A 21745-nucleotide genomic window follows, 5' to 3' on the forward strand; every position below is an offset into this window, starting at 1 on the left:
TAAGCGCGCCCCTCCATCACTGAATTTGTTGCTGTCAGACCCGAAGCAGTGCGCTCAAACCACGCCGCTCAAGGTGATCCGGGCCTGCCCGGACGATGCCGCGAACGTGGTGGCAGAGAACCCGAACCTCACCCGAGTGGGCGCGGTCGCCGCTGCCACGGAATTGCTGAATTGAGCCGTGGCCAGGGCCGTGGCCGAATACTGCCCCGCCAGCGCCCCCGTCATGAGGACCAATCCAGGCTGGCACTTGATCGTCAGCCGGCCGCTAACGGGCGCCCCTGCATAGATCGAGTGGCTGAGGATGGCGGTGGCGCCGGAGCTATCCGTGAGTGTACCCCTGCTATCCATGCCCCCGATCATGTACCCGCTGGTGATCCAGGTTGCGCCATTATCGAGCGATACCTGGCACGTCAGTGGGGCAGAGGCAGTCGGCACCAGGTAGGCGATATCGAGTTCCCAGGCGGTGTAGCCCGCTGGGAGAGATGCCTCGGCGGAGGCATCCCCAGCAGCCGGAGAGATATGCCCCAGACGCACCAGAGCCGCCCCGCCGACCGTGGAGCCTGCATAGCGAAGGTATCCGAACGCATCGCGCACCACGTCCGCCGTGCGACTGTTGGCGTCGCCCTCGGGCAGCACACCCACCAGCGCTAGCGGACTTTCCCCCGCCGCACGTTGGCCCAGGATCAGGGTGGCGTTGCTGGCGCTGGCGGCCGTATCGCCCCAGCGGGACGGCGCGCCGCCCGGCGCGATCAGCACCGGGATACCCGTCTCCTCATATCCGGCTAGCGGCTGCTGCACGTACAGGCCACTGGTCGTGTAGTCGCAAATGCCGACGCCCGTGCCGAATTTGCTCCGGGCGTCGTCAGCCAGGTAGATGCTCCCGCCGCCTCCGCCGATCAGCAGGGCGAAATCAGCCGCCGAGCCAGCGCCCGGGTCCGTGCCGCTGGTGATCGTGCCGCCGTTCAGACCACTGAAACCCGACAGGCTCAGCAGTGCGTTCATCGGCTGCGTTGACCACCCGGCGCGGGAGCCGCTGCTTGTATCTGCCGTCTCGCCAGCATCGAATGGCCGGGTGGTCAGCGCCATCCCATAGCTACCGTGCTGACCGCCCGTTTTGGCGCGCAGATCGTTAAACGCGTGGACCCGCAGACTATGGCCGACGAAATAGGTGGGCGTATCGCGGGTCACACCGCCGATGACATCACCACCACGGGCATCGTAGACGATGTGATCTGCGCCCCAGATATTCCAAGCGCGCTGCGCACGATCAGCCCGGGCATAGGTGACCTGGTAGGACACGGTGCTTTCGCTGTTCGTGCCGTTGCCAGCATCCGCGATCTCACCGATCTGGCACTCCGCGCGAAACACAGTCGTCGTGCCACGGCCGGGCGCATTGATGCCGATCCCACCCAGGATATTCTGGGTCCACAGCACCTTTTCATAGCTGTTGGCGGGGCCGTCCGTGCGATCCCACCGGCAGAAATCCTGCCGCCGCCCGGCCGTGTCCCACAGCATAGGCAGAAAGCCGGTGAGCCCCTGGTAAAGGAAAAAATCCTTTGTCCCGTTGCTCGCGCTATCCTGGCCAAACTGCCAGCCGTTCCCGAACGTCAGCGTCGCGTGCTGCGCGTTGACAGGCTGGACAACAACGCCCGCATTGATCCCCAGAACCCCGGGGGCCGAGACATCAAGGGCGCCAAGGCCAAGGTTCGAGCGGGCTGCGCTTGCCGAAACTAGATCAGACAGGTTGGCCGATTTCGCCGCCCGCGAGTTGAAATCGACACCCACAGCAAAGCCCATCGCCGTCGCCAACTCGGAAACCGTGGCTTTTCTGGTCTGCCCACCCTGCACCACCGGGGCCAATGCCTGGATTTCAAGCGGATCAGTGATGGGCGGCAAGCCGCTGATCGTGGAGCCGCTCATGCGAAAACTCCCGTGAAAATGATGGTATTCACGACCAGGCCCGGCGGGATATTCTGCGCGTTCCCGTCACCACTAGAGACAGTGGAAACCCCGGTCGGGCTGTTATAAGTCTGGACATTGTGGCTGTGCCCGCCCCCTACGTCCGTCGTGAATGTGTGGCTGTGCGCTCCGGCCGGATCGGTCTGGATCGATGCAGGGGCAGTGCCGCTGGGGGAACTGTTCGGCGTGCCGCCGGATGCCCCATCACTGCGGACATATCCGTGGGTATGATCGCCGACCCAGGCCGTGGTGCCGGTGTGGGCATGGATACCCTGGCTGTCCGTGTAGCCGGTGTGCGCGTGGCCTGGATCGTTGATGCCGTGCGTGTGCGCCTGAAGGGCCTGATGGCCGCCGGAAGCCCCCAGTGTCGAGCCGTCAATAGGCACCGTCAGCCGGGATGCGGCCGTACCACCCATGTTATCGCGGCCGAACAGCGTGCGCCCTCGGGCATCCGGCAGGTTGAAGGTGGTGCTGCCATCGCCGGTACCGAACGCCGTTCCGATGGCGAAGAACAGGTCTGCATAGGTTGTTCGGCTGATGGCCTGGCCCGCGCAGAACAGCCACCCAGCGGGCGCCGAAGCTGCCGCCGTGTGCTTGAGATCGCCGATATCGGCGCCGGAGGATGAGCGGGCCGAGGGCGACAATAGCACCAGCCGGTCATCAGCCGCGCTATAGGACGCAACGACCAACTGGCGGGCTTTAATGCTGCCGGCCCGGACGGGAATAGGCCCCAAGGGGCCATTCTCATACATCACTTTGGCCGCCAACAGCGCGGGCGCCAAGGTGGCGCCGGTAGAGTTGGCGGCATGAGCCCAGAAAGCAAAAGTTAGGCCGTCAGCCCATGCATCAGGAGCCACCGTATAGGTCAGCAAATAGGCTGCCCCTGAACCTGTGCTGGCCTGGACAGGATGGCTGCGGTTATACTCGCGCTTGATGGCCCCCATGATCTCCCGCACACCGTCGTTGACGGATGCAGCGCTCTGCCCCTCGGGCATTCCGTTGGGCGGGGTCGCGCTGTTCCCACTGGCCGTTTCCGTCCAGGTGGCAGTCTGAATGTCGGCCAAGGGTGGCTCCCATGGATGAGTGGATTGTCCCGGCGGTTTGCATCGCGGGGGTGGTGTTCCTGGCGTTCAGGGCGGCCGCACACGACGCCGCTCACGGGCTGCGCTATTGGCATCCCGAGCGGGTCATGGCGGTTGGGGCTGGTGTGGCTCTGGTCGCTATCTGGTTGGCATTGGCGCTGGGGGTGGCCTGGATGGAGCAGCGCGAAGTGCCATCTGAAGCTGCTCAACCTCGCGGCGTATCTGCGGATTGAGCACGCCCACGCGGGCGAGTGCTGTCACAGCACTTTCCGGAAGCGCGCCGCCTGCTGCGTCTTCAGCCGAGCGGGCTGCCCAGCGAACAAATGCCGGGCTCGTCAGCAAGCGCGCCGCGACATAGGGGGCGACTAAGGTCACGCCGATAGTGCGCATCAAGCCGCCGGCATCCCCCTCGCCGATATCCCCCATGGCAGAGAGCGCAGCGCCGCCGGCGGTGGCGACAGCAGCGGTGTTCGACCAGTTGGTGCCACGGGAGGCATCCCGGATGCTGCCGGCTACGCGGGCCAGCCTATCCAGCCCACTGGCCAATTCGCGGTCACTTCCAAACAGCGCACGGCGTGCTTCCGGGTTGCCTTGCGTCAGCCGGTTCCAGTTCGTCAGGAACGTCGCCGGGCTGAATGTCTCGCCGGCCGCGACGCCTGGCGTGGGCATCCCCATGCGATCCAGCACGGTAGCTGCCAATGCTCGCCGGTCAGCAGGCGTGAGGTTCCGCAGCACACGATTGAGAACCTGCGCATCTGGGCGCCTACTCGCCGGGAACACGGCATTATAAGCCGCTTCGTCCGTTTTGGTGGCTAGGATGCGCTCAATCGCTGGCACGTTCTGCGTAGCGTTGAAGCGCGTGTATCGGTCGGCCAAAGACAGTGCGCGCTCAGCTTCTGGGCCGGCCGCGCGTGCAGCTGCACCCATATCATCGGAGAGCGCCCCATAGAGCCGGTCCAGATATGGCATCTGGTTCGACGCTGGCGCGGACGCAGCGGTAACAGGGGCATGCAGTTCCCGCCCCAGATCAGTCCGAACAGCTCGAAGCGCCCCAAAAGGAACACCCCCTTCCCCAGCATCCGCAAGCAGCGCATCCAAGCGCCCGACAATGGGCGCCAGCGTGCGGGCACGCGAAGCCGGGGCCTGCGCCAGCTCATCAGTAACCTGCTGACGAAGTGCGGAAACGGCCGGCACAGGAACCGGTACCTCGGCCCCAATCCTATTATAGGCCTCGTCGTAGAGGCCTTCTTGGCGGGCCCGGAAGCGGGTCGCCGCCGTCTCCATCCCGCCGCGTAATTGGCCGCCCGTGCTGCCCCGAGTAGCAGGGTTCGCGCCGCCGGAAAGCTCAGTAGCCTGCCGCCTAACTGCGGCGCCGAGAGCCTCAGACTGCGCCTCATGCGCGCGCACCATCGGCTGCGCGCCACCTGGGGTCGCACCGATGCCGCGCTCGATCACCTGCACTGTGGGGTTACCGGTCGCGGTTCCAAGTGTCGGCGGCACATTCAGGGCCGCGAAGTCAGACAATGCCGCATCGCCGGTTCGGCGCCCGAAGCCGCGCGAGGCCGACCCAAGGATGCCACGCCCCGCCGCCAGCCCGGCCTCGGCGGCGGGCCCAGCAGCCGCATTGATGCCTGCTGTAATGGCCGCATCGCCAACCCGCGCCGGCAGGGTTCGCGTATCCCGGGTGCCATTGAAGATCCGGGCCGCGCTGGTAGCTATTTCGCGTCCGGCCGCCGCCCCCAGGCCAACGCCGGCCGGAACCGCGAACACGCCCATACCACCGGTAGGGGCGGCACTCAGCGCGGCCAATCCGCCGCCGACCATGCCGCCGCCCAGTTCGCCGATTTCGGGCGCGACAGACGCGATATCCGCCCAATCAAAGCCGGGCGGATTATAGAGCGTGCGGCGCCCGGTCTGCGGATCGGTGAAAACGAAATTGCCGTCACCATGCGGCTGGGCATCCGGGTAGGTGCCGCGCAGAGTAGCCAGCCTGTCCGCCTCGCTCGGGGCCGCGCCTACGGCTGCGCGTACCGATGCGGGGGCGCCACGCCGCCGGTCTATGTCCAGGTCCTGCGTCACATCCTGGCGCGTGCGCGGAGCAGCCGGAAGTGGCTCCGCCGCCCGCTGCTGCATGGCCGCCCTGGCTGCGTCCAGGCGCTCTAGCGCACGCGCCAGGGGGTCATTCTGCGGAAATGCCGTTTCGCTCATTCCGGGCGCCCCATTTGGATATTCCGAGCGCGGCGCTCGATGTCCGCAGCGATGGCTGCGCGCTGCTCAGGCGTGAGGCCCTCGGCCTGCGTCGCTAAACCGCGCACCTGGTCCGTCGTCATGCCGCGCAAGGAATTCCGCGTGATGGATGCCGGGCGCTGCGGCTCGGGCTGTGGCGCCTGCGGGGAGGGCACCGCAGCCCCTGGGGCGGCCGGGGCCCCCGAGGCCCCGGGAGGCGTTACCACCCCGCCCGGCATGCTCGGCGTTCCCTCGCGGCGCCCGCCCGTGATGCGGGCGATCTGATCGGCCGGGAGGCCATTTTCCTGCGCGAGAGTGCGATATGTGTTGACTAGCGCGTCATATTGGTCCGCGTAGATGCCGAAGCGGCTTTCCGCCTGGCGCAGCAGATCGCGGCGCATATCCTCAGATAGGCGGGCGCCGCCCTGGACCCGGGCAACCATGGCGTTGAGCTGATCAAACATGCCGCCCGTGCGGACGATGTTGGTTGCCTCTCCCTCACGCACGACAGAAGTTGGGTCCAACATTTTGGCGAAAGCGAACACGATATCCAGATCAGCCGCCGCCGTGTTGATGTTCGCCGCACGGCGGATGGCCTCCACCTGCGGCTGCACCTGCATGAATTCGCGCACAGGCGGCAGCTGAAGAAATTCGGTGCGCAGCGCCCGCGTGCGTTCGAAGCCAGGATCATCCCGGGTCCCAGCGGGGGTGCGGCCAAGGGCATCCCGCTGCGGGACAAGCTCCGCCGAATTCGGAACCTCTTGGCCGTCCGGCCCCAGTCGTCTGACCGCAACGGGCGTTGTAGTATCGCCGGCGCTGCCACTGATCTCACTGATTTGCCCCGTGCGCAGATTGCGCTGAAACTGGCGTCCCGTTGGCAGCCCCGCCGCCGCCTGCTCCTGGGGCGTCAGCGTGCGATATGCTTCTTGGGGGCGCGGCGGGATAACCGGGGTGAAGCCGTTGCCCGTGGGCGCGGGGGCACCAGCAGACACGCGGCCCAGGATCGGTTGCGGTGACCCATAATCAGTGCGGGCAGCGGCCGGTGCGGCATTCCAGAAACTCTGCCCCAGCGCACGCAATTGCTGCTGCTGCTGCTCCGGAGTCAAATTAGGGTCAGCCAGAATGGATGCCCGGCGCTGCGCTATTTCGTCTCGCAGTCCGCGCAGGGCAGGAGACGCGACTGGCGCCCCGGGCCCATCAGGAACCGGCACATCGGGGGGCGACGGAGAAGCTGGTGCCACCCCGCCAGTCGGCGCGAACCCGCGCGGGATGCCACCATTCTGAGGGACGGCCGGAATAGCCACAGCGGGGGCCGGTGCCGAAGGAGCGGCTGCTGGCGGCGTCGTGCCGCCCATACGCGGCGGAACCGCCCAGCCATAGCCGGTATTCTCGCTGCCTACCCACTGCGGGCGCTGCGGCGCTTCGGCCACAGGCACAGGCGTGCCGGAACGTAGATCATAAATGACGCCACCTTCCGTGATGAAATTCTGCCTCGGGTCCTGGGGCGCGCGCGTCAGCAACCCGGCCAGGGCCTGTTGACCCTGCTGCGGGCCGAGTGCCCCGAGTATGCCCCGATACTGCTGCGGGATGGCCCCACGAAGCGCCCGCTGGCTCGGCGTCAGCGTGTCATCGGCCGCGCTTCCGGCGGCGGCGGTGAAATCGGCCTGCCGTTGACGATTATCGCGCTGCTCAGCCTGCTGGTAATAGGCCTGCTGGCCCTGGGCCATGCCCTGGCCGAAGCCACCAGCGGCGCGCGCGATACCCTGCCCCCAGGAAGGCGCCACGCCGCCCACGCGGGGGGCACCAGTTTCCGCGAGAGCCGCGCCCGCCTGCAACAATCCCTGCCAGATGCCGGCCGCGCGGGCTTCCTGCTCTGGCGTCTGCGGGCTCAGCAGGCCGCCCAGAAATCCTGACATCGGGCCTCCCCAACAAAAAAAGGCCCAGGATCGCTCCTAGGCCGCATGGTCAATATGAGTGATGCGCCCCGTGGCGCCGTGTTACACAGTCCCGCTCACGAACGCGGGAGATAGTGATGAAGCGGGTTGCTTTGGCCATTGCAATTTTGTCATCTGCGTGCACTCAGCGCCCCGAAAATGTAGTTGCGCGCTATGTTAGCCCGAACACGTATCGACCATGGTCTTGCGAGCAGCTGAACGATGAGAGCCTGCGCCTGCGCGCTGAAGTCGAGCGAGTTACAGATCTTCAGCGTTCTAATGCGAACGCGGATGCCGCCGTGATGACTGTTGGCGTCGTTCTGCTTGTCCCAGTGCTGGTAGGCCTGGCGGCAACTACTGACCGACGCGAAGAACTTGCTCGCCTAAAAGGCGAAAGCGACGCCGTAGAAGCTATGCGTCGTGAAAAGCAGTGCCAGCTACCAGTAGCGCAGCCGGTCACACCTCCGACTACTTGAAAAGGCCGCCGATAGCACCAATGCCGCTCAGCAATCCGCCGGCGCCGCTCATCCACCCGCTTGAAGCTACGGGCTGGGTGGTGGTGCTCTGGCTGCCGTAGTTGCCGTTCACCAGGCTCATGTAGTTGGCGATCTGCTCCCGAGGCACGTTCTGGTCCCAGTTCCAGCGGTTGATGGCATCCTGCAAATAGGCCTGCGACTGCTGGTCATACGCCTGGCCCACGCCCTGCTGCGCGCTGAGGTTCTGGTACGCCAAATCCTGCCCTTGCCCGAGGCCCTGAAAGCCCAGCTGGCGGGCGCTCAAATCGCCCTGCATCGCGGCCTGATAGCCGGATAGGTCAAGCTGCCCCAGCGTGCTCGCCGCGCCCAGGCGCTGCTGTGTCGCATTCTGATCCAACCCCGCCAGCGTGCCGGCGGCGGCTTCCTGCCTGGCCCGCTCGCTCTGATAGTCCTGATACGCCAGACCAGTGACGGCCCGGTTGGCGCTGTCCGCGAAAGCCTGCGCATGGGCGCCGCTGCCGAGCCGCCCTGTGGAGGCGAACGCGGCATCCACCGAAGGCCGGGCAGCCTGCACCGCCTGGTCCGCCATCGCCTGAAATTCAGGATTGCGCCCCAGCATCCCGCCGGCCGCCGTATTCGCCAATGTCGCGCCACCGGCCAGCGTCTCAGCGCCGCCCTGTCCCGCGATGCCGGCCAGCGTGGCGCCACCCGCGCGTCCGGTAGCACCGCTCAGCAGGCCATTATAGCCCCCCACGCCGGATCCGCCGCTCGATGCTAGGCCGGCAGCCTGGCCGCTCAGCAGATTGGCATTCGTCCCGGCGCCGGCATAGCTGGAAATATTGCCCAGCGCGCTTGTCGTCTCCGCCCCATAGGGGGAAACGGTGCTGCCGGGATAGTAGGCGGGGCCACCGCTGGCCTGCTCCTGGTTCAGCAGGTTCTCGGCTTCACTGAACCCGCGCAACAGATAGGGCTGCTGCTCCGACCACGGCGCGCTGCTGCTGGTCGTCGTGGCCGTCTTCGGGCTGCTACTCATCGCTACTCACCTCGCAGCTGACCACATCAGCGTTGTGTTTCCAGCCCGGAAGCGCGCCAGAGCGCAGCCAACCGCGCCTCCCCTCGAATGCGATCCGGCGGCAGCCGCCCTCACGCGCCATCTGCTTCAGCGCTGGCATCATAGCTGCCACCCCGGCCGCCGCGCCGTTCCCACCGGCGACCTGAACCCACAGCACCCTGGTGCGCGGGTATTCGGTGACACCCACGCAGGCGACCGCACGCAGCGTTCCAGGCTCGCAGGCGATCAGCATGCGCCAGTCCCCGCGCTCACAGGCTGCAAGCACATCCTCCGGCCAATAGCCTCCATCGCCGCGCTCAAGCGCCGCCTCGATGATAGGCAACACACGCGGCCAGATGCGGGGCAGCGCCTCATGCGGCACCTCGGCCACCCGCATCAGCCGATCACCAGCAGCCGGAACCGTCGCCCGGCAGGGCCGGCCGGATGCGTGATCACCCAGCGCCTATTCAGCCGGTCAGACTGGGCCACATAGACGCCCCCTCCGGCCAGGTCCGCCGCCGCTGTCGCGTCCAGAGGGTCGAACAGGCCAGCGCCCGAGAATGTCAGCCGGTCATCTCTGACCTCGGTGCTAGTGCCGGTCCCCAACTCGACATCCAGCACCGCGTTCAAGCCGCCCTGCATCACGACACGGACGGCCGCCGCGATCTCGCGCGTGTGTGCGCGCAGAGCATCCGGCGCATGGCTCCCAGCATCGGGTTTAGGCGGCAGGAAGCTCATCGGATGCCCACCGCGCTGGCCCGCAAATCCACGCCATGGACGTAGGACCAATCCGCGCCAGCGGGTACATCCATGCGGGCCCGGACATAACGGCCCGTTATGCGCTGGCTGGCGTACCCGTCCAATGTCGGTTGCGTCCCCTCGGTATAGGACGGCAGCTCCCACAGATGTTCTCGCACCCCGACGCTCAACCGCATGGCCGCCGCGTCGGAAAGCGGACGCAGCCCCTGCACAAACATCCGTGCCGGGCCGGGCTCGCTCTCCGCCGTCTCTAGGCGGGCGGCCATGGTAGCGCCCTCATAGAGCACCAGGCGGTTTGCGGTGTCGAAGCCAGCCATGACAGGGCGGCCACCAGAAAAAACGGAGCTGTCCAGCGAAATAGGGATACTGTCGATCCCTGCGGGATAGAGACTATCCAGATCGTCAATGCTGGTCGGAATGGTCCGCGCGGCCAAAAGCGGGCCACCCGCGATCAGGGGATCGTCGCTATAGCGCCAGCGGTTCGCGCCCCAGGAATACAGCAGCCAGCGGTCGTTGGGCCCGTCTCCGCTCGGCCAGGACCAGATCACCAGCTTGCGGGCCAGGTCGATGGTCGCCGAAACCCGGTTCAGACCGCCAGGAGACACAGTGGAGAGAAACGTGCGGTCCACCTTCCCGAAACCAATGGGCGTGCAGGTGGTCCCATCGAACATCTGGAACCCATCCTCGCCCACGAAAAAACACATGCCGCCCACCTGAGCGATGCCATCGGGGCAGGCGTTCCCGCGTGCGCGATCAACTTCCCGGAAAGCGAACACTTGCGGGGGGCCGATATACTCCACGCGGTAGATCGCCCGCTCCGTGAACACCACGCCAGCCGCCCCACCCACGGCCGGTGCCAGCCCGGTGATATAGCCGCCATTCGGAAGCTGCTGAAGATCGGATTGAACGCTGGCGGCAGCGAGTGTGCCCGGCGCTGGCCATTGTGTGGCGTCGTTCAGGGCGGACCACCACACACCATTGGGTGCGGACAGAACCCCATTGTCATAAGCCCCGATCATCAAAAACCCGGGCTCGAAGGTCGCCACGAATTTGCCCTTCGGCGCATCCGGGGATAGGTCCGCGAAATCGCCACCCGACCCGATCTGCCAGGCCTGTGGCGCGTGCATCGGGGTGACTGCGATAATCTGGTCGCCGAACTGAGCCATCCGCCAATGGTCGCCATCAGCCAGCGCATAAGGGCTGGGCGTGCGGTCAAACCAAGTGCCGCCGGCCAGCGTATAGAGCCCCGTGGCCGTCCCCGCAGCGATGACCCCGGCAGCATCTTCCGTGCGGGATGAGATGGCACCCAGAACCTGGCTAGGCAGCGCATCGCCATACACGCCAGGGGCCCGAAGCGGCCCGTCAGACCCATCCGAGCGCGGATAGACGCCGCTGGCCACCGTCAGGTGCGTGGCCCCGATAGGGGAAGCATCTGGCGCATACTCAGCCACCGGCAGGATCGTCACAGATAGTACCCCGCCAAGCGCCCAACCGGGGCGGCAGTGCGATAGTTCGTCAGACGCTGAAAGGCGAGTTGTGCCTGAGCACTGCGGCGCGCGGCGTTGGCATCATCCTGCGTGACCGTCGCGTAAACCTCGGCCGCCGCCGTGTGACGGATCAGGTCTTCCGCCTCGTTCATCCAGGCGCCACCCTCCGCGTCCGCTGCTGGCGCCAGCGGTGCCAACGCTACCTGGGCGCGGTAGTAATAGGGCCGGAATGGCTGCGGGCTTACCCACAACTGATTGCCGAACCACGCATAATCAGTGGGGATTTGCCCGTAAGTCATCCCGCGCCAGTTTTCGAGCAAATCCAGAGTGCGATGCCGCAACGCACGCCAGTAGCCCTTCGCGTTCGCGTAATACTCAGTCCCTTCCAGCAGGATAGGGCCGAAAATATCACCTTCGAGCAGTAGGACGGGCGCATCGGGGCTGGTGGGGATATCACCGCCATCCAGCATGCGCAGGCCATCAATGGCTAGCACCTGTTCGCCATTCGGCCCCGTCAGCGGCTGCTGGTCCACCGCCGTGGGCCACACGCCGGCTAGTAGCGCATCGCAAAACCACCAGCGGCGCGCCTGGTGCATCTGGATCGCGGAGCGGATCGCCCGCTCGATCTGCACCAACAGGTCCGTCCGACCTGCCATTTCGTCCGCGATACGCGCCTTCATATCGCCGAGCGTCGCCATCAGCGCAGGAACCCCAGCAAACCGGATAGGCGGGCGAGAACACCACTATCAATGCCAGCACCCATGCCAGCACCGGCGGCTGTCGGGTCGTATTTATCCCCGGCCGCTTTCATGCCTTCGGCGCCGCCAGCAGCTGCTTTCATCGCCGGGTCTTCCGCCGCACCGCCACGCAGGTTCAGCAGCCCATAAAGCGAATTGCTATCACCATTGAGCAGGCCACCTTGACCGCCCAGCAGTCCACGGCCGGCAGCCGCCGCACCGGAAGCCACCTGGCCAGCCTGACCCGCAGCGCCGGGCTGCTGCTGAACACTGAGAGCGGGAGTGCCCCCCCCGCCCCTGATGCCGCCCACCATCTGCCGAGGCCCCAGAAAGGGGCCGGTCGCCGGCAGTGGAGTGGTCGCCAGAGGGCCATAAATTTGGGGATAGGAGCCCGCCAGCATCGTGCGCCCCCCCCTTACTGGTTCGGCACGTAGGCGACGCACACCGTCAGCGCGCCGGCCGTCGCAGCCGTTCCCGTGGGGATATAGCTGACATAGACAGGCTGATCGGCGGCCGGCTGCACCGCGAGGCCCGTGGTCATGCGCTTGCCGCCAGTGGTGCCCGCCGCGATGTTGGCCGCCGTGGCGATTTCCTCGCCGGTCGCGGTCGTGCCGACCGTCACCGGATTGGTGGTGCCCGCATTGAAGCCGGTCTGCACATTGACCACGCAGTCCACGATCTGCGCGCCGCCGGGGATCGTGCCGATCTGGACGCCCGCACTGGCGCCGACCGTGTTGTAGGCGAGATTGTAGCGCAGGTAATGCACTACCTGATGCTCGATCATCCGAGCGGGAATGGTCCCAGCCATGGTTCTCTGTCCTTTCCTGGGTTACGGCTGCGGCGAGTAGGAGGACAGCACGATCGTGCCGTAATCCAGCGAGTTGAAGCGCGTCTTCTTCACGCCGAAAATGCCGCCTGCGGCCACGCCCAGCTTGTTGTCGTAGTCGAACTTCTTCTCGACCCAGGTGTAGGGCGACGCGCTTTCCGGCGTGTCCTGGCCGAACCCCACGCAGGCGGCCTGCGCGCCGCACAGGATCGCACGGCGCACATTGGCGATGGGAACGTTGCCGGCAGTCAGGCCGTTCGGGACGCGGGCGCTCTCGTACAGGATGACGCCGTTGTAGACGCCGATCATATCGCCACCCTGCAACAGCAGGTTGTCCTTCTGGTCCTGGCCGCCTTGCAGCAGGGCGCGCTGGATGTCGGCCCACTGTGCATTGCTGGTCTGCGAGCGCAGCTGCGCCGTCTGGAACGGGTGGATGAAGCACACGTAGAAGGGCTTGCGGCCCTTGCGCAGCGGCCGGATCATCGGGACCATGGTCTTGGCGCGGGCCACGGCCCGGTCCAGCATCCCCAGCGTGAACTGATCCCCGGCCACTAGTGCCGCCTCGTTCGCGGCGGCGGTGTTCGCCAGCAGAACATGGTTGCTGTCCGGCGCCGTCGCGGCGTTCATACCGGTATAGGCGATGCTCGTTTCCGAGACGTTGCCCGCGATCTGGTTCATCAGGGCCGTGTCGAGACGATCCGCCCACCAGTCCGCCAGGCCATCCTTGGCCTCCGTGCGCACAGAGAAGTGCACGCGCTGTTCGGACATCTTGCCGGCGCTGCGCACCGCGTGGCGCAGCTGGTTGATCACCAGCGCATCGGTGTAGGTTGTCAGGCCTTCCTCGTTGCCTTCCAGCACGCCATCACCGGTCACGCCGGTCCCGGTGAGCTGCATACGCAGGCCGAACGTCACCTGGTCACCGGCAGACTTCTTCGTCTCGGTCTTGACCTGGATGATGTTGTCGGAGCCCTCGCCCATGAAGTCGCCGAAGTAGCACTTCTTGAGCATTTCCGCTTCCAGGCGCTTGGCCCAGAGCTTGACCGCCAACGGATTGTTGGTGGCGTAATTCGTGTCGGCCATAATGGCCTCCTGTGATGGATTGTGGATCGGGAGGCGCGTGACGCTGCGCTGCGATCCGTCCGCTTGCGCCCGGACAGGAGGCGAAAGCGCGGCTTACGGGGCCGCGCGCCCGAACACTGGTTAGGCCAGTGAGCCCTAGCGGATGGCCGCTAGCACCTTCTCGAAATCGGCATCGGACATAGCGCCGATGGTCTTCAGATCGGCACGCAGCAGCGATTGCGCGCTTGCGTTGACCGCCCCACCCGGGGCGCCGGCCTGGCCGACAGTGCGGGTCGCGGCCTGCCCACGCTGCTGCGCCGACAGATCGGGTTCCGCAGCTTTCGGCGCATATCCCGCTGTTTTCGCAAATTCATAGACGGCCTGGGCCGGGTTACGGCCCGAGCGCATCGCGGACAGCGCAATTTCCTGCTCCATCCGGTCAGCAGGGATGCCGGTGACCTGCTGCAAAGCCTGCATGTGCTTCACCGCATGCGCGTAGGCCTCCTGGAAGTCCGGCGCCTCTGCCGTGAACTGGCTGGCCGCTGCCTTATAGGCGGACTGGAACTGGGAGACCTGCGCCTGCGCCTGGGCGTGCCGTTCCTGCGCGGTCAGCCATTCTTCATAGCGGCGCATGCGGTGATCGAGATTGGCGGCGGGGTCCGCCTCGAACTCCGGGATCACCGGAGGCTCGGGTTTGTCCCGTGCGGCCAACTGCTCCTGGATCTTCGAAAGACGGTCATTCATCACCGCCTCGCTGCGCAGCCGCTCTTCACGTTCCTTGCGCGTTTCGGCGCGCGCTTCGTGCAGCGCCGAAAGCGGGACCATTTTCGGAGCTGCTGGCGCCGTCTCCGCTGGCTCGCTGGGAAGCTCCGGTTCCGAGGTTCCCTCGATTTGATCCAGAGCGGCGGAGAAATCCGCATCACTCGCGGTGGTCGGGTCGATCTGGGGTGCTTCAGCCGGCGTGTTGACCGTCTCGCTCATCAGAACTGCTCCATCAGCCGGCGGTTCTGCGCTTCGATCTGCGCCTTGATCACCGCCTCCATGAAGAAGGCCTGCGCCTCATCCGGAAGTTTCGGATCGACATCATCAACCCCACGCGGGACGCGGGTCGCCATTCGCTTCTGGCCGGCTTTTTGATGGGCCAGGATCGCCATCATAGTGCCGCCGGAGTTTTCCGTTTCGACCACCTCGATTTCACGCGGCAGCAGTTTCCGCAGCAGTCCGAGGCCTGCTTCGATATCAGCCTTATTCATCGTGTATCCTTCATGCCCATAACGCCGGGCGGTTGGCGAAGCCGGGATAACGCCCCCGGCTGGCGATCTCAGTTGGTCAGCGGCGAATACGGGACCGCGCGCAGCCATGCTGCCATTGCTTGGTCCGTGCGCTTCGCCTCGGCAGCGGCGCGCTTGATTTCGATATCCGCCTGCGTGGTCATGGCCTTGGCCTCGACCTCGGCCCGCGCCTTCATCTGCGTGGCCTGGATAGATGCCTGCGTTTTCGCCTGCTCGCCGGCAATCTGCGCCTGCACCTTCTGCGCCTCGGGGTCCGGACGCCCAGGCTGCTGCTCTTGCTGCTGCAACGCCGCCATGATGCGTTCCACCGCGCTAGCCGGAATGGGCGAGTACTTCAGGATTTCTCCCCACACTGCCGTGGGCATGCCCAGCTTCATGATGGCCGGCAGCATGGGCGCCAGCGACGCCCACACCTCTTGTTTGGCATTGGGCGAGGTAGGCGCCTCATCCACGATGATGTCGTATTTCGCCGCGTCCGGCAGCATGGCCGCGCTCAGCCACTCGGGCTTCCCATCCTCGCCCAGCACGCGCACCTGGATGTCGCGCGGCATATACTGCCGGATGAAATACAGCAGCACCTCACCGACACCCTTGCGATAGCGACGCAGACCGTCGAACAAAGGGGCTAGGATCGCCTGCGCGGCCTGTTTGCGCTGAGCTTCCAGAACGCCGGCCTGCTCTCTGTCCGCCAGACCCAGCATCTCGCGGTTGATGCCGGTGACATCGGGAATAGATGCCACAGCGAACTGCATCATTCGCTCAAGTCCGGCGGGCACATTCGCCGCCATTTTTTCCTTGATACGGTTCAGGCCGCCCGGGTTCAGCTTCGAGACGCCACCAGGCAGCGCATAGGTGCGCTCCAGCTCCCGCACATCCTCCACCGCGCCCTCCTCGATCAGGAGGCCGCTTTTCGCGCTGGTCGCCAGCACATGGTGGGCTTGCACGAAAAACATGTTGGCCCACCGCTGCGGGTCTTTCATCGGCCGGACGATGCCGTAGAAATGGCCGGTGTTCCGGTCCAGGATACCCGTCATACAGCGCAGCGTCGGGCCATCAGGAAACGGGCAATCCCCGCGCTCCAACACCACATTCCCAGCCACAACAGCCTGATACCACTTCCGGCGCTTCTGCTTGACCGAGCGCGGCTCAGGCAGGCCGAGTAGCCGCAGCCTCTTGCGGACCTTATCCCATTCCTCCGGCTCAAGTTCCTGCCTGCCGCTGGCGTCGGAAACCAGCACTACATGGTGCTCCTCGCACCACTGGTAGTGCAGTATCTCCACCATCGGCACGCGGCTTTCGTTGTCATGCAACGTGAAGCCGGTCGTACCGTAGCGGTCGCGCGGCAGGGCAGATGCTTGCTCGGCCCCGTCCTCGCTTCCAAGCAGCTGGGCGGCCCGCAGTTCGGCGGCCTTTTCAGGCCATTCCTCCATAGCCACATCCAGGCGCCACTTGCGCACCCGCCCGAATTCGCGCCCATCCGCCAGGTTCTTTTTGCGCGCTGCCGGGTCCCAGAGCGCTTCGGCAGGGTCGAACCGGTCTACGCAGATTTCTCCGTCCGGCTCGCTGGAATAGTCCATCCGCAACTCAGTCCAGCCCATGCCGCACGTCACCAGATCGGTGAATGCATGGCTTTCCTCATCCTCGGCCTGGGATTGCTGGCGTGCGAACGTGATCAGCTTCGTGGCGACATCCGCAGCCCCCGCGTCCTCGAATGAGCGCGGGATCGCCTTGATTTCCTGGCGATTATTGACCTCGGAGCCGACAACGGCCTGCACCATGGGGCCGATGCGGTTAAATGTGATGACGGGCCGCCCATCTTCTTCCAGGCGGGCCCTTTCCTCGCGCGTCCACTGGTCCCCAGCGGGGAAAGCGTAATCTTCGGCGGCTTCCTCGCGCCACTTTTGGGCATGGTCGAGCGCCTTGCGCTTGAACTCCTGTGCGCGGCGCGCCAAAGCCTCGTCTTCGAGTTCGGAGCCCTCCTCCTCGAAATCGTCTCCCTGGCCGCCGGTGTCGTCGCTCAAGCCGCCCACCCTCCACGGCCCGCAGGCCGCTGGGTCGCATAGCTGTCTGGCCGACGGATACCGGCGGCGGGGTCCGTGCGCGTCATCGGGCGGGACATGCAGGCATAGCGCGCTTCATCGGGCGCATGATCCTCCCCTTCCGTGTCCACATCCTCGGGCCGGCTCTCGTCGTGTTGCAGCGCAGGTAGCGTCCTGATCAAATCGCGGCAGGTGTTGAATACCACCAGCATCGGGCGTCCCTCGGCGTCGCCCTTGAGGCGCTGCCGCAGCTGATCCCAGCCGCCCATGGCGCCGCGCTGCGACACCCGGGCATTGTCAGCGCGGTCGAAAAACACCCCGTGCAGTGCCATCCGCTCAGCGATGCTAGGGCCGTCCTGATTGGCGAAAATCGCCGGGTCAGCGACGCCAGACATCGCTTTCCCCTTCGGCATATCGCCCACCTCACGCTCCTTGATCCCGACAGCGACCTCATCAGACGTCAGCCGCAGTCCGACATTCGGCTGCCCCGGCTGCATCCCATACCACTCGCGGTATCGCACCAGCGCACCACGCGCGATATCCGGCAATGCACCGTCACTGACCGCCCACCACCCCACGGAAAACGGCCGGGCTGAACCCCAATCCATCGACCGGAACCGATACCAGTGCGCGGGCAGCTCACGCGGTGCCATGACGTGCCGGTCCATGCTGAACTCCGGGAAAAACGCCCCGGAGATGACGGACCAATCGCCCTCTAGCCACGCCCGCACCAGCTCGGGCGAGCCCGAAGCCTTGAGACGCTGCACATACTCGGCGCCGACATGTGGGTTATCCGTCACCCTCGACGGGATATAGACCCGCTGTAGCCCCGTCTCAGGGTCAGTGATGACCTTCATCCCCTGCGGATGCGGGTCGATGTAGCGCGCTCGCACCCATTGGTGCCCAGGGCCGCCTGGGTTGCCCGTCAAGCGCATCCGGCACGGCACCCCAACACCAGAGCGCAGCGTCGCCATCAACTTCAGGATCGGCGCCGGCGAGGGGAAGTTGCCCGCCTCCTCAACGTAGACCCTTGTGTAGCTGTGGCCCTGATACCCCTGGGCGTCCGCATCGCGCTCAAGGTAGGCGAAATTGAGACGCGCCCCATTCGGCATCACAACCCGCATAGGGGTAGCGGTGAATTGCGCTCCTATGGGCCCAAACAACACCCTAGCGCGCTCGAAAGTCTCGGTTAGCTCCACCCGCGTGCGCCGGACCATAAGGCCAATAGCATGCGAGCCATATTGCGCCGCATGCTGGGCCCATTCGCCTAGCATGCCGTCCGTCTTGCCCCCGCCGCGCGCCCCGCCGAAGAACACCTCGAACACGGGGCAGGACAGCAATGCCTTCTGGGGGCCGGAGGAGGGCCGCCAGATTACGGTCGGGACGCGCGCTCCCACTCGTAGGCGCTCTCGGCCTCAGGCTCGCCGATCAGGACAAAGGCGGCTGTGCCTCTGTGCTCGGTGCGGGCGATGGGCGCGCCGTCCAGTCGCTGCGCCCCCTTGTCGAGCATCTGGGCGTGCATGGGGTGGTCTGGATTTTCGATGATTTTAAGCCAGTGCTGGGCGATCTTCCCGCGCGCTCCGGCTTCTTCCAGCAGATCGGCCACAGTTTTCTTCCCGTCGCCGTCCTTCACGCCACGCGGCCGTCCAGGCCCGGCCCCACGGGCGCCTGCGCCATTCGCGGGGCCTCCCCAGCCCGCACAAACCCCCTGCGCGGGGCCGCCAACACCCGCACCCCGCCCTACTCGCGTTCCCGCTGTCCGACCGCCCTTCCCAGCCACGCAGCCCCCAAAACAAAAAGCCCGGCAGCCTTCTCAGGCTCCGGGCGTGCGTCATCGCTCGGGCTTCACTGGCATAGGCGTGGGGGTGTCGTCAAGGGGTTTCTGAGCGGTGTAATCGGCTGGCGGGAACGGGAAATACCGCTCATGCGTCCTGCGTATGATCCCATCAGGGTCGACACACCCCGCGCTGCGGTACTGTAAATCCCGGTTGAGATCATATGCCAGCGCCGCGCTAAATGCCCCCCGCGCTCGCCAGTCCCCCGCCTTATCGGCCAACCTGCACTGGCGCCAGAGCCAATCAAAACGCTCACGGTCCATCCTCACCCTCCCACAAATCCGCCGCCCACCGCTCGGGCAGGTAGTCCAGCCGATCCAGGCATTGGCACACAACGTGGAGATGGGGGCCCGGGTGGATGTTGTGCAGCAACATGTCGCTGATCGCCTCATACGCCACGCCTGGCAGATCCCTCAGCAGGGCGCGCCACTCATCCTCGGGGCCGTAGTCGTCAGCCGAGGACACGGCGCGCCCCTTGAGCGGGCTGTAGCGCGCCACACTGCTGCGGGTGGCCCCAGCTGCCAGCGCCAGATTGGCCAGCGCGGACATGTTTTGGGCCTGCTGAGGGCTGATGTGGCCGCGATGGGCCATCCAGTCCCACACAGTGCGGTCGGGGTGGTCAGCGGGCAGGCGCCAGGCGGCGGCGCGCTGGATGCGCCAGTCTCCGGGGGCGATCTCGACGGGGGCTAGGATGGTGACTTGCTGCTGGTGCAGCGCGAGGTTCCTCGCGCCGAGCCTCGCCGTGTCGTCGGTCAGGGCGTTCACCGCCCCCCCTCCCCGCCGCGCGAGCGTATTTCGGCAAGGCGGCGCTCCCACGCCCTGATATTCGGCGTCTTGACGATGTAGGTATCGCCATCGCCAGCCCCGACAGGATGCCCCGTGCAATCCGCGATGAACTCGCGGATCAGCTTGGCCTCAGCCTTCGCGACGGCCTCGGAGACGGCTTGTGCATAGGCCACTGGGTGGAGATGGATGCATTGGTCCCACGTCAGGCGAGCTATGGTCGCGCGCAACATGTTGATGTGCACGCCCTCAGGGGTCGAAAGCTGCTCCTTGACGATCTCAACAGCCCTCTCCCTCACCGCCCTGATGGCAGCGACGATGGCGCCCACGTCCTCGCCGGGCGACAGGCCCAGCTCGGCGCAGATCGGGGCGAGGGAGGGCGGTGGTGTGAGGGAGGCGCCGATTTCAACAGCGCGCTCCGCAGCCCGCTCATCCGGCGTGGGCGGGAAACGGGTGGCCTTCGTTACCCATGGGCTAGCCCCCGGGCCATCGTGGTCAATGATGGTTGTGGTGGCAGGCCGCGCCGGGACTTCTTTGCACTTTTTGCACATAAGTCCGGCCTGATGATCATAATGATGATCATGGTCATCCAGCGTGGCGCGGTCCCGGTGCGCGGCAGCGAGGGCTTCGATGAGCTGGGTCAGCGCGACATTTAGAGCAGCGAGGAACAGGCCAAGATGGTTTTCCTCCGACGCCTTGGCGCTTTCCTTTATGGCGGCGAAGTCCGCCCCGATCTGTTCCAGCTTCTCCGCGAGGTTAGGCATGGTCGCGGTCCCTCAGCCAGAGGGCGACGCACACGGGCAGCATGGCGACGTTGACGCCGAGCAGAATGGCCCAAGCGACGGTCAGGGCCTTGTCGCCCCCTTGGTAGTTTTCGATGACGCCAGCCATGCTGACGACTGCTTGCAGCAGGAACACGATGAACAGCATCACTCCCTCCCCTCCTCTGCGCGGCGGTTCCAGGCGGCGATGGCTTGGGCAAGTGCGTCAGGCCAAGCGCGGCCTTTGCCAATTTCACGGGGTGTGTTGGCACTGACGCCATAGTCGCGCGCGATTGTCGCGCTTGGCTCACCGTTCAGGCGCCGTGTCGCAATCTCGACCGCCTTCTCAAAGGTCAGCTTGGTCCGGATGGTGTTGCGGGCCTGCTCACGCGCAGTCGCCCAGCGACAGTTCCCGGGCTCGTAATTGCCGCGCATGTCGGGCCAGCGATCCAGAGACGTTCCAAGAGGGCGTTCGCCCATGTCTTCCAGGAACGCTGCAAAGCTATCCCAGCGGGGGTCTCTGGTGATCCCAGCGTCCTTGTAGCGATCACTGTTGCAGCGCCCCGCGAGCCGGCATCTGACACGCATAGCGCGCCAGGACTGATATGTGCCGGTTTCCTTTCCGGGCAGCAACTCACGGCTGGTGTGGCCATGCTTGATGCGCCCCTTGGAGCGGTTCGACTGAAACGGCTTCAGCGGCTCAGGCGGGGTCATGGGGTGGCCTTCATTAGTTCACCATGCGGCGCATGGCCGATTGCACGGGCTCTCTCCCTCATGCCTCCGAGAAGCGTGGCCGCCTTAATAGGCATGCCATTTTCCATGAAGTGAAGAATATTATTGATGCACGACACTTCATCAGAAATGGAATATGCAATTCTGCTTCTGACAGCACTTACCTCGGAGGATGAGCCTGCATGGGCTTTGATCTTTTCCAACATGCCGCCAACGAAATATGCCGCGCCTATATTATTCCCGCGCTTCAAGCACATGATCGCATCGTGGCATCTATCGTGAATATAGCCGAATAGATCGTAGAGTTGCTTAGCGGTCAGCGCGACTTCGGAGGGCGGGGGGATGGGGCGGTCGACGGGGGCCAGCAAATCGCCCAGCCACCGATACAGCGCTCGGAGCTCTGTCTCGCTCATCGTGTGCGCGGCGCCACACCGCCCGCTGATGGTGATCGGCCCTGCGGCATGCACGCCGTAGGTCAATCGTGTCCCTGGGATCGGATGCAACATAGCCGGGACGTTTACCAATCTGCCCACCTCACACCTCCTTCACACCGCGCAGGCGGTGCAGCTCGTCCAGATCCTCACGGACCGGGACGAACTCGGTGGCGCCGGGCGGGATGTACAGCAGGTCCCCAGCAGGGCGCTTGACGCCATCGCCATCGTCGAACTCCACCTGCATGTCGTTGGTGATGGTGAGCGACATTTTGG

23 protein-coding genes are annotated in these 21745 nt (G+C 65.6%); all 23 read right to left on the reverse strand.

The annotated features are described in order from the left end of the window. Nucleotides 1-54: 54 nt before the first annotated feature. A complete protein-coding gene (locus GT007_RS02000) occupies nt 55-1920 on the reverse strand; it encodes a hypothetical protein (RefSeq protein WP_160119873.1) in 1866 nt (621 codons plus the stop codon). Next, nucleotides 1917-3023: a tail fiber protein gene (locus GT007_RS02005; protein WP_160119874.1), complete on the reverse strand. Its 1107-nt coding sequence runs from the start codon at nt 3021-3023 to the stop codon at nt 1917-1919. Before GT007_RS02005 ends, GT007_RS02000 begins: the two co-directional genes overlap by 4 nt. 156 nt (nt 3024-3179) lie before the next feature. Beyond that, complete coding sequence (locus tag GT007_RS02010) at nt 3180-5249, reverse strand: hypothetical protein (protein ID WP_160119875.1); 2070 nt, start codon at nt 5247-5249, stop codon at nt 3180-3182. Beyond that, nucleotides 5246-7183 carry a hypothetical protein gene (locus GT007_RS02015; RefSeq protein ID WP_160119876.1) on the reverse strand — a complete coding sequence of 646 codons (1938 nt, stop codon included), beginning with the start codon at nt 7181-7183 and terminating at the stop codon, nt 5246-5248. Before GT007_RS02015 ends, GT007_RS02010 begins: the two co-directional genes overlap by 4 nt. 486 nt (nt 7184-7669) lie before the next feature. Next, nucleotides 7670-8710 (reverse strand): hypothetical protein, encoded by a 1041-nt coding sequence (locus tag GT007_RS02020; protein ID WP_160119877.1) that lies wholly within the window; start codon nt 8708-8710, stop codon nt 7670-7672. Then, nucleotides 8703-9125, reverse strand: a complete 423-nt coding sequence (locus GT007_RS02025) for a hypothetical protein (RefSeq protein ID WP_160119878.1) — start codon at nt 9123-9125, stop codon at nt 8703-8705. The genes GT007_RS02020 and GT007_RS02025 overlap by 8 nt, the downstream gene beginning before the upstream one ends. After that, entirely contained in the window at nt 9125-9466 is a 342-nt protein-coding gene (locus GT007_RS02030) for a hypothetical protein (RefSeq protein ID WP_160119879.1), read from the reverse strand. Before GT007_RS02030 ends, GT007_RS02025 begins: the two co-directional genes overlap by 1 nt. Then, a complete protein-coding gene (locus GT007_RS02035) occupies nt 9463-10953 on the reverse strand; it encodes a hypothetical protein (protein ID WP_160119880.1) in 1491 nt (496 codons plus the stop codon). Before GT007_RS02035 ends, GT007_RS02030 begins: the two co-directional genes overlap by 4 nt. Next, nucleotides 10950-11672 (reverse strand): hypothetical protein, encoded by a 723-nt coding sequence (locus GT007_RS02040; RefSeq protein ID WP_160119881.1) that lies wholly within the window; start codon nt 11670-11672, stop codon nt 10950-10952. The genes GT007_RS02035 and GT007_RS02040 overlap by 4 nt, the downstream gene beginning before the upstream one ends. Further along, entirely contained in the window at nt 11672-11941 is a 270-nt protein-coding gene (locus GT007_RS02045) for a hypothetical protein (RefSeq protein ID WP_160119882.1), read from the reverse strand. Before GT007_RS02045 ends, GT007_RS02040 begins: the two co-directional genes overlap by 1 nt. 185 nt (nt 11942-12126) lie before the next feature. Next, nucleotides 12127-12495, reverse strand: coding sequence for a hypothetical protein (locus GT007_RS02050; RefSeq protein WP_160119883.1), 369 nt, complete (start codon nt 12493-12495; stop codon nt 12127-12129). Between the two features lie 45 nt (nt 12496-12540). Then, nucleotides 12541-13617 (reverse strand): N4-gp56 family major capsid protein, encoded by a 1077-nt coding sequence (locus GT007_RS02055; RefSeq protein WP_160119884.1) that lies wholly within the window; start codon nt 13615-13617, stop codon nt 12541-12543. Nucleotides 13618-13752: 135 nt separating this feature from the next. Next, a complete protein-coding gene (locus GT007_RS02060; protein WP_160119885.1) occupies nt 13753-14577 on the reverse strand; it encodes a hypothetical protein in 825 nt (274 codons plus the stop codon). Continuing rightward, a complete protein-coding gene (locus GT007_RS02065; RefSeq protein WP_160119886.1) occupies nt 14577-14849 on the reverse strand; it encodes a hypothetical protein in 273 nt (90 codons plus the stop codon). The genes GT007_RS02060 and GT007_RS02065 overlap by 1 nt, the downstream gene beginning before the upstream one ends. A 68-nt stretch (nt 14850-14917) precedes the next feature. Next, nucleotides 14918-16909 carry a portal protein gene (locus tag GT007_RS02070; protein WP_160119887.1) on the reverse strand — a complete coding sequence of 664 codons (1992 nt, stop codon included), beginning with the start codon at nt 16907-16909 and terminating at the stop codon, nt 14918-14920. Next, on the reverse strand, nt 16906-18252 hold the full coding sequence (locus GT007_RS02075) for a terminase large subunit domain-containing protein (RefSeq protein ID WP_160119888.1): 1347 nt from the start codon (nt 18250-18252) through the stop codon (nt 16906-16908). Before GT007_RS02075 ends, GT007_RS02070 begins: the two co-directional genes overlap by 4 nt. Nucleotides 18253-18299: 47 nt before the next feature. Continuing rightward, nucleotides 18300-18560, reverse strand: a complete 261-nt coding sequence (locus GT007_RS02080) for a hypothetical protein (RefSeq protein WP_160119889.1) — start codon at nt 18558-18560, stop codon at nt 18300-18302. 454 nt (nt 18561-19014) lie between these two features. Then, nucleotides 19015-19527: a hypothetical protein gene (locus tag GT007_RS02085; protein ID WP_160119890.1), complete on the reverse strand. Its 513-nt coding sequence runs from the start codon at nt 19525-19527 to the stop codon at nt 19015-19017. Beyond that, nucleotides 19524-20309, reverse strand: a complete 786-nt coding sequence (locus GT007_RS02090) for a hypothetical protein (RefSeq protein ID WP_160119891.1) — start codon at nt 20307-20309, stop codon at nt 19524-19526. The genes GT007_RS02085 and GT007_RS02090 overlap by 4 nt, the downstream gene beginning before the upstream one ends. After that, the gene (locus tag GT007_RS02095) at nt 20302-20475 is read right to left on the reverse strand and encodes a hypothetical protein (RefSeq protein WP_160119892.1); all 174 of its coding nucleotides are present in this window, start codon (nt 20473-20475) and stop codon (nt 20302-20304) included. The genes GT007_RS02090 and GT007_RS02095 overlap by 8 nt, the downstream gene beginning before the upstream one ends. Further along, complete coding sequence (locus GT007_RS02100) at nt 20475-21020, reverse strand: hypothetical protein (RefSeq protein WP_160119893.1); 546 nt, start codon at nt 21018-21020, stop codon at nt 20475-20477. Before GT007_RS02100 ends, GT007_RS02095 begins: the two co-directional genes overlap by 1 nt. Next, complete coding sequence (locus GT007_RS02105) at nt 21017-21451, reverse strand: hypothetical protein (protein ID WP_160119894.1); 435 nt, start codon at nt 21449-21451, stop codon at nt 21017-21019. The genes GT007_RS02100 and GT007_RS02105 overlap by 4 nt, the downstream gene beginning before the upstream one ends. A 121-nt stretch (nt 21452-21572) precedes the next feature. Then, nucleotides 21573-21740, reverse strand: coding sequence for a hypothetical protein (locus tag GT007_RS02110; RefSeq protein ID WP_160119895.1), 168 nt, complete (start codon nt 21738-21740; stop codon nt 21573-21575). Nucleotides 21741-21745 lie beyond the last annotated feature (5 nt).

This window comes from Rhodovarius lipocyclicus, from assembly GCF_009900765.1.
Taxonomy (GTDB): Bacteria; Pseudomonadota; Alphaproteobacteria; order Acetobacterales; family Acetobacteraceae; genus Rhodovarius; species Rhodovarius lipocyclicus.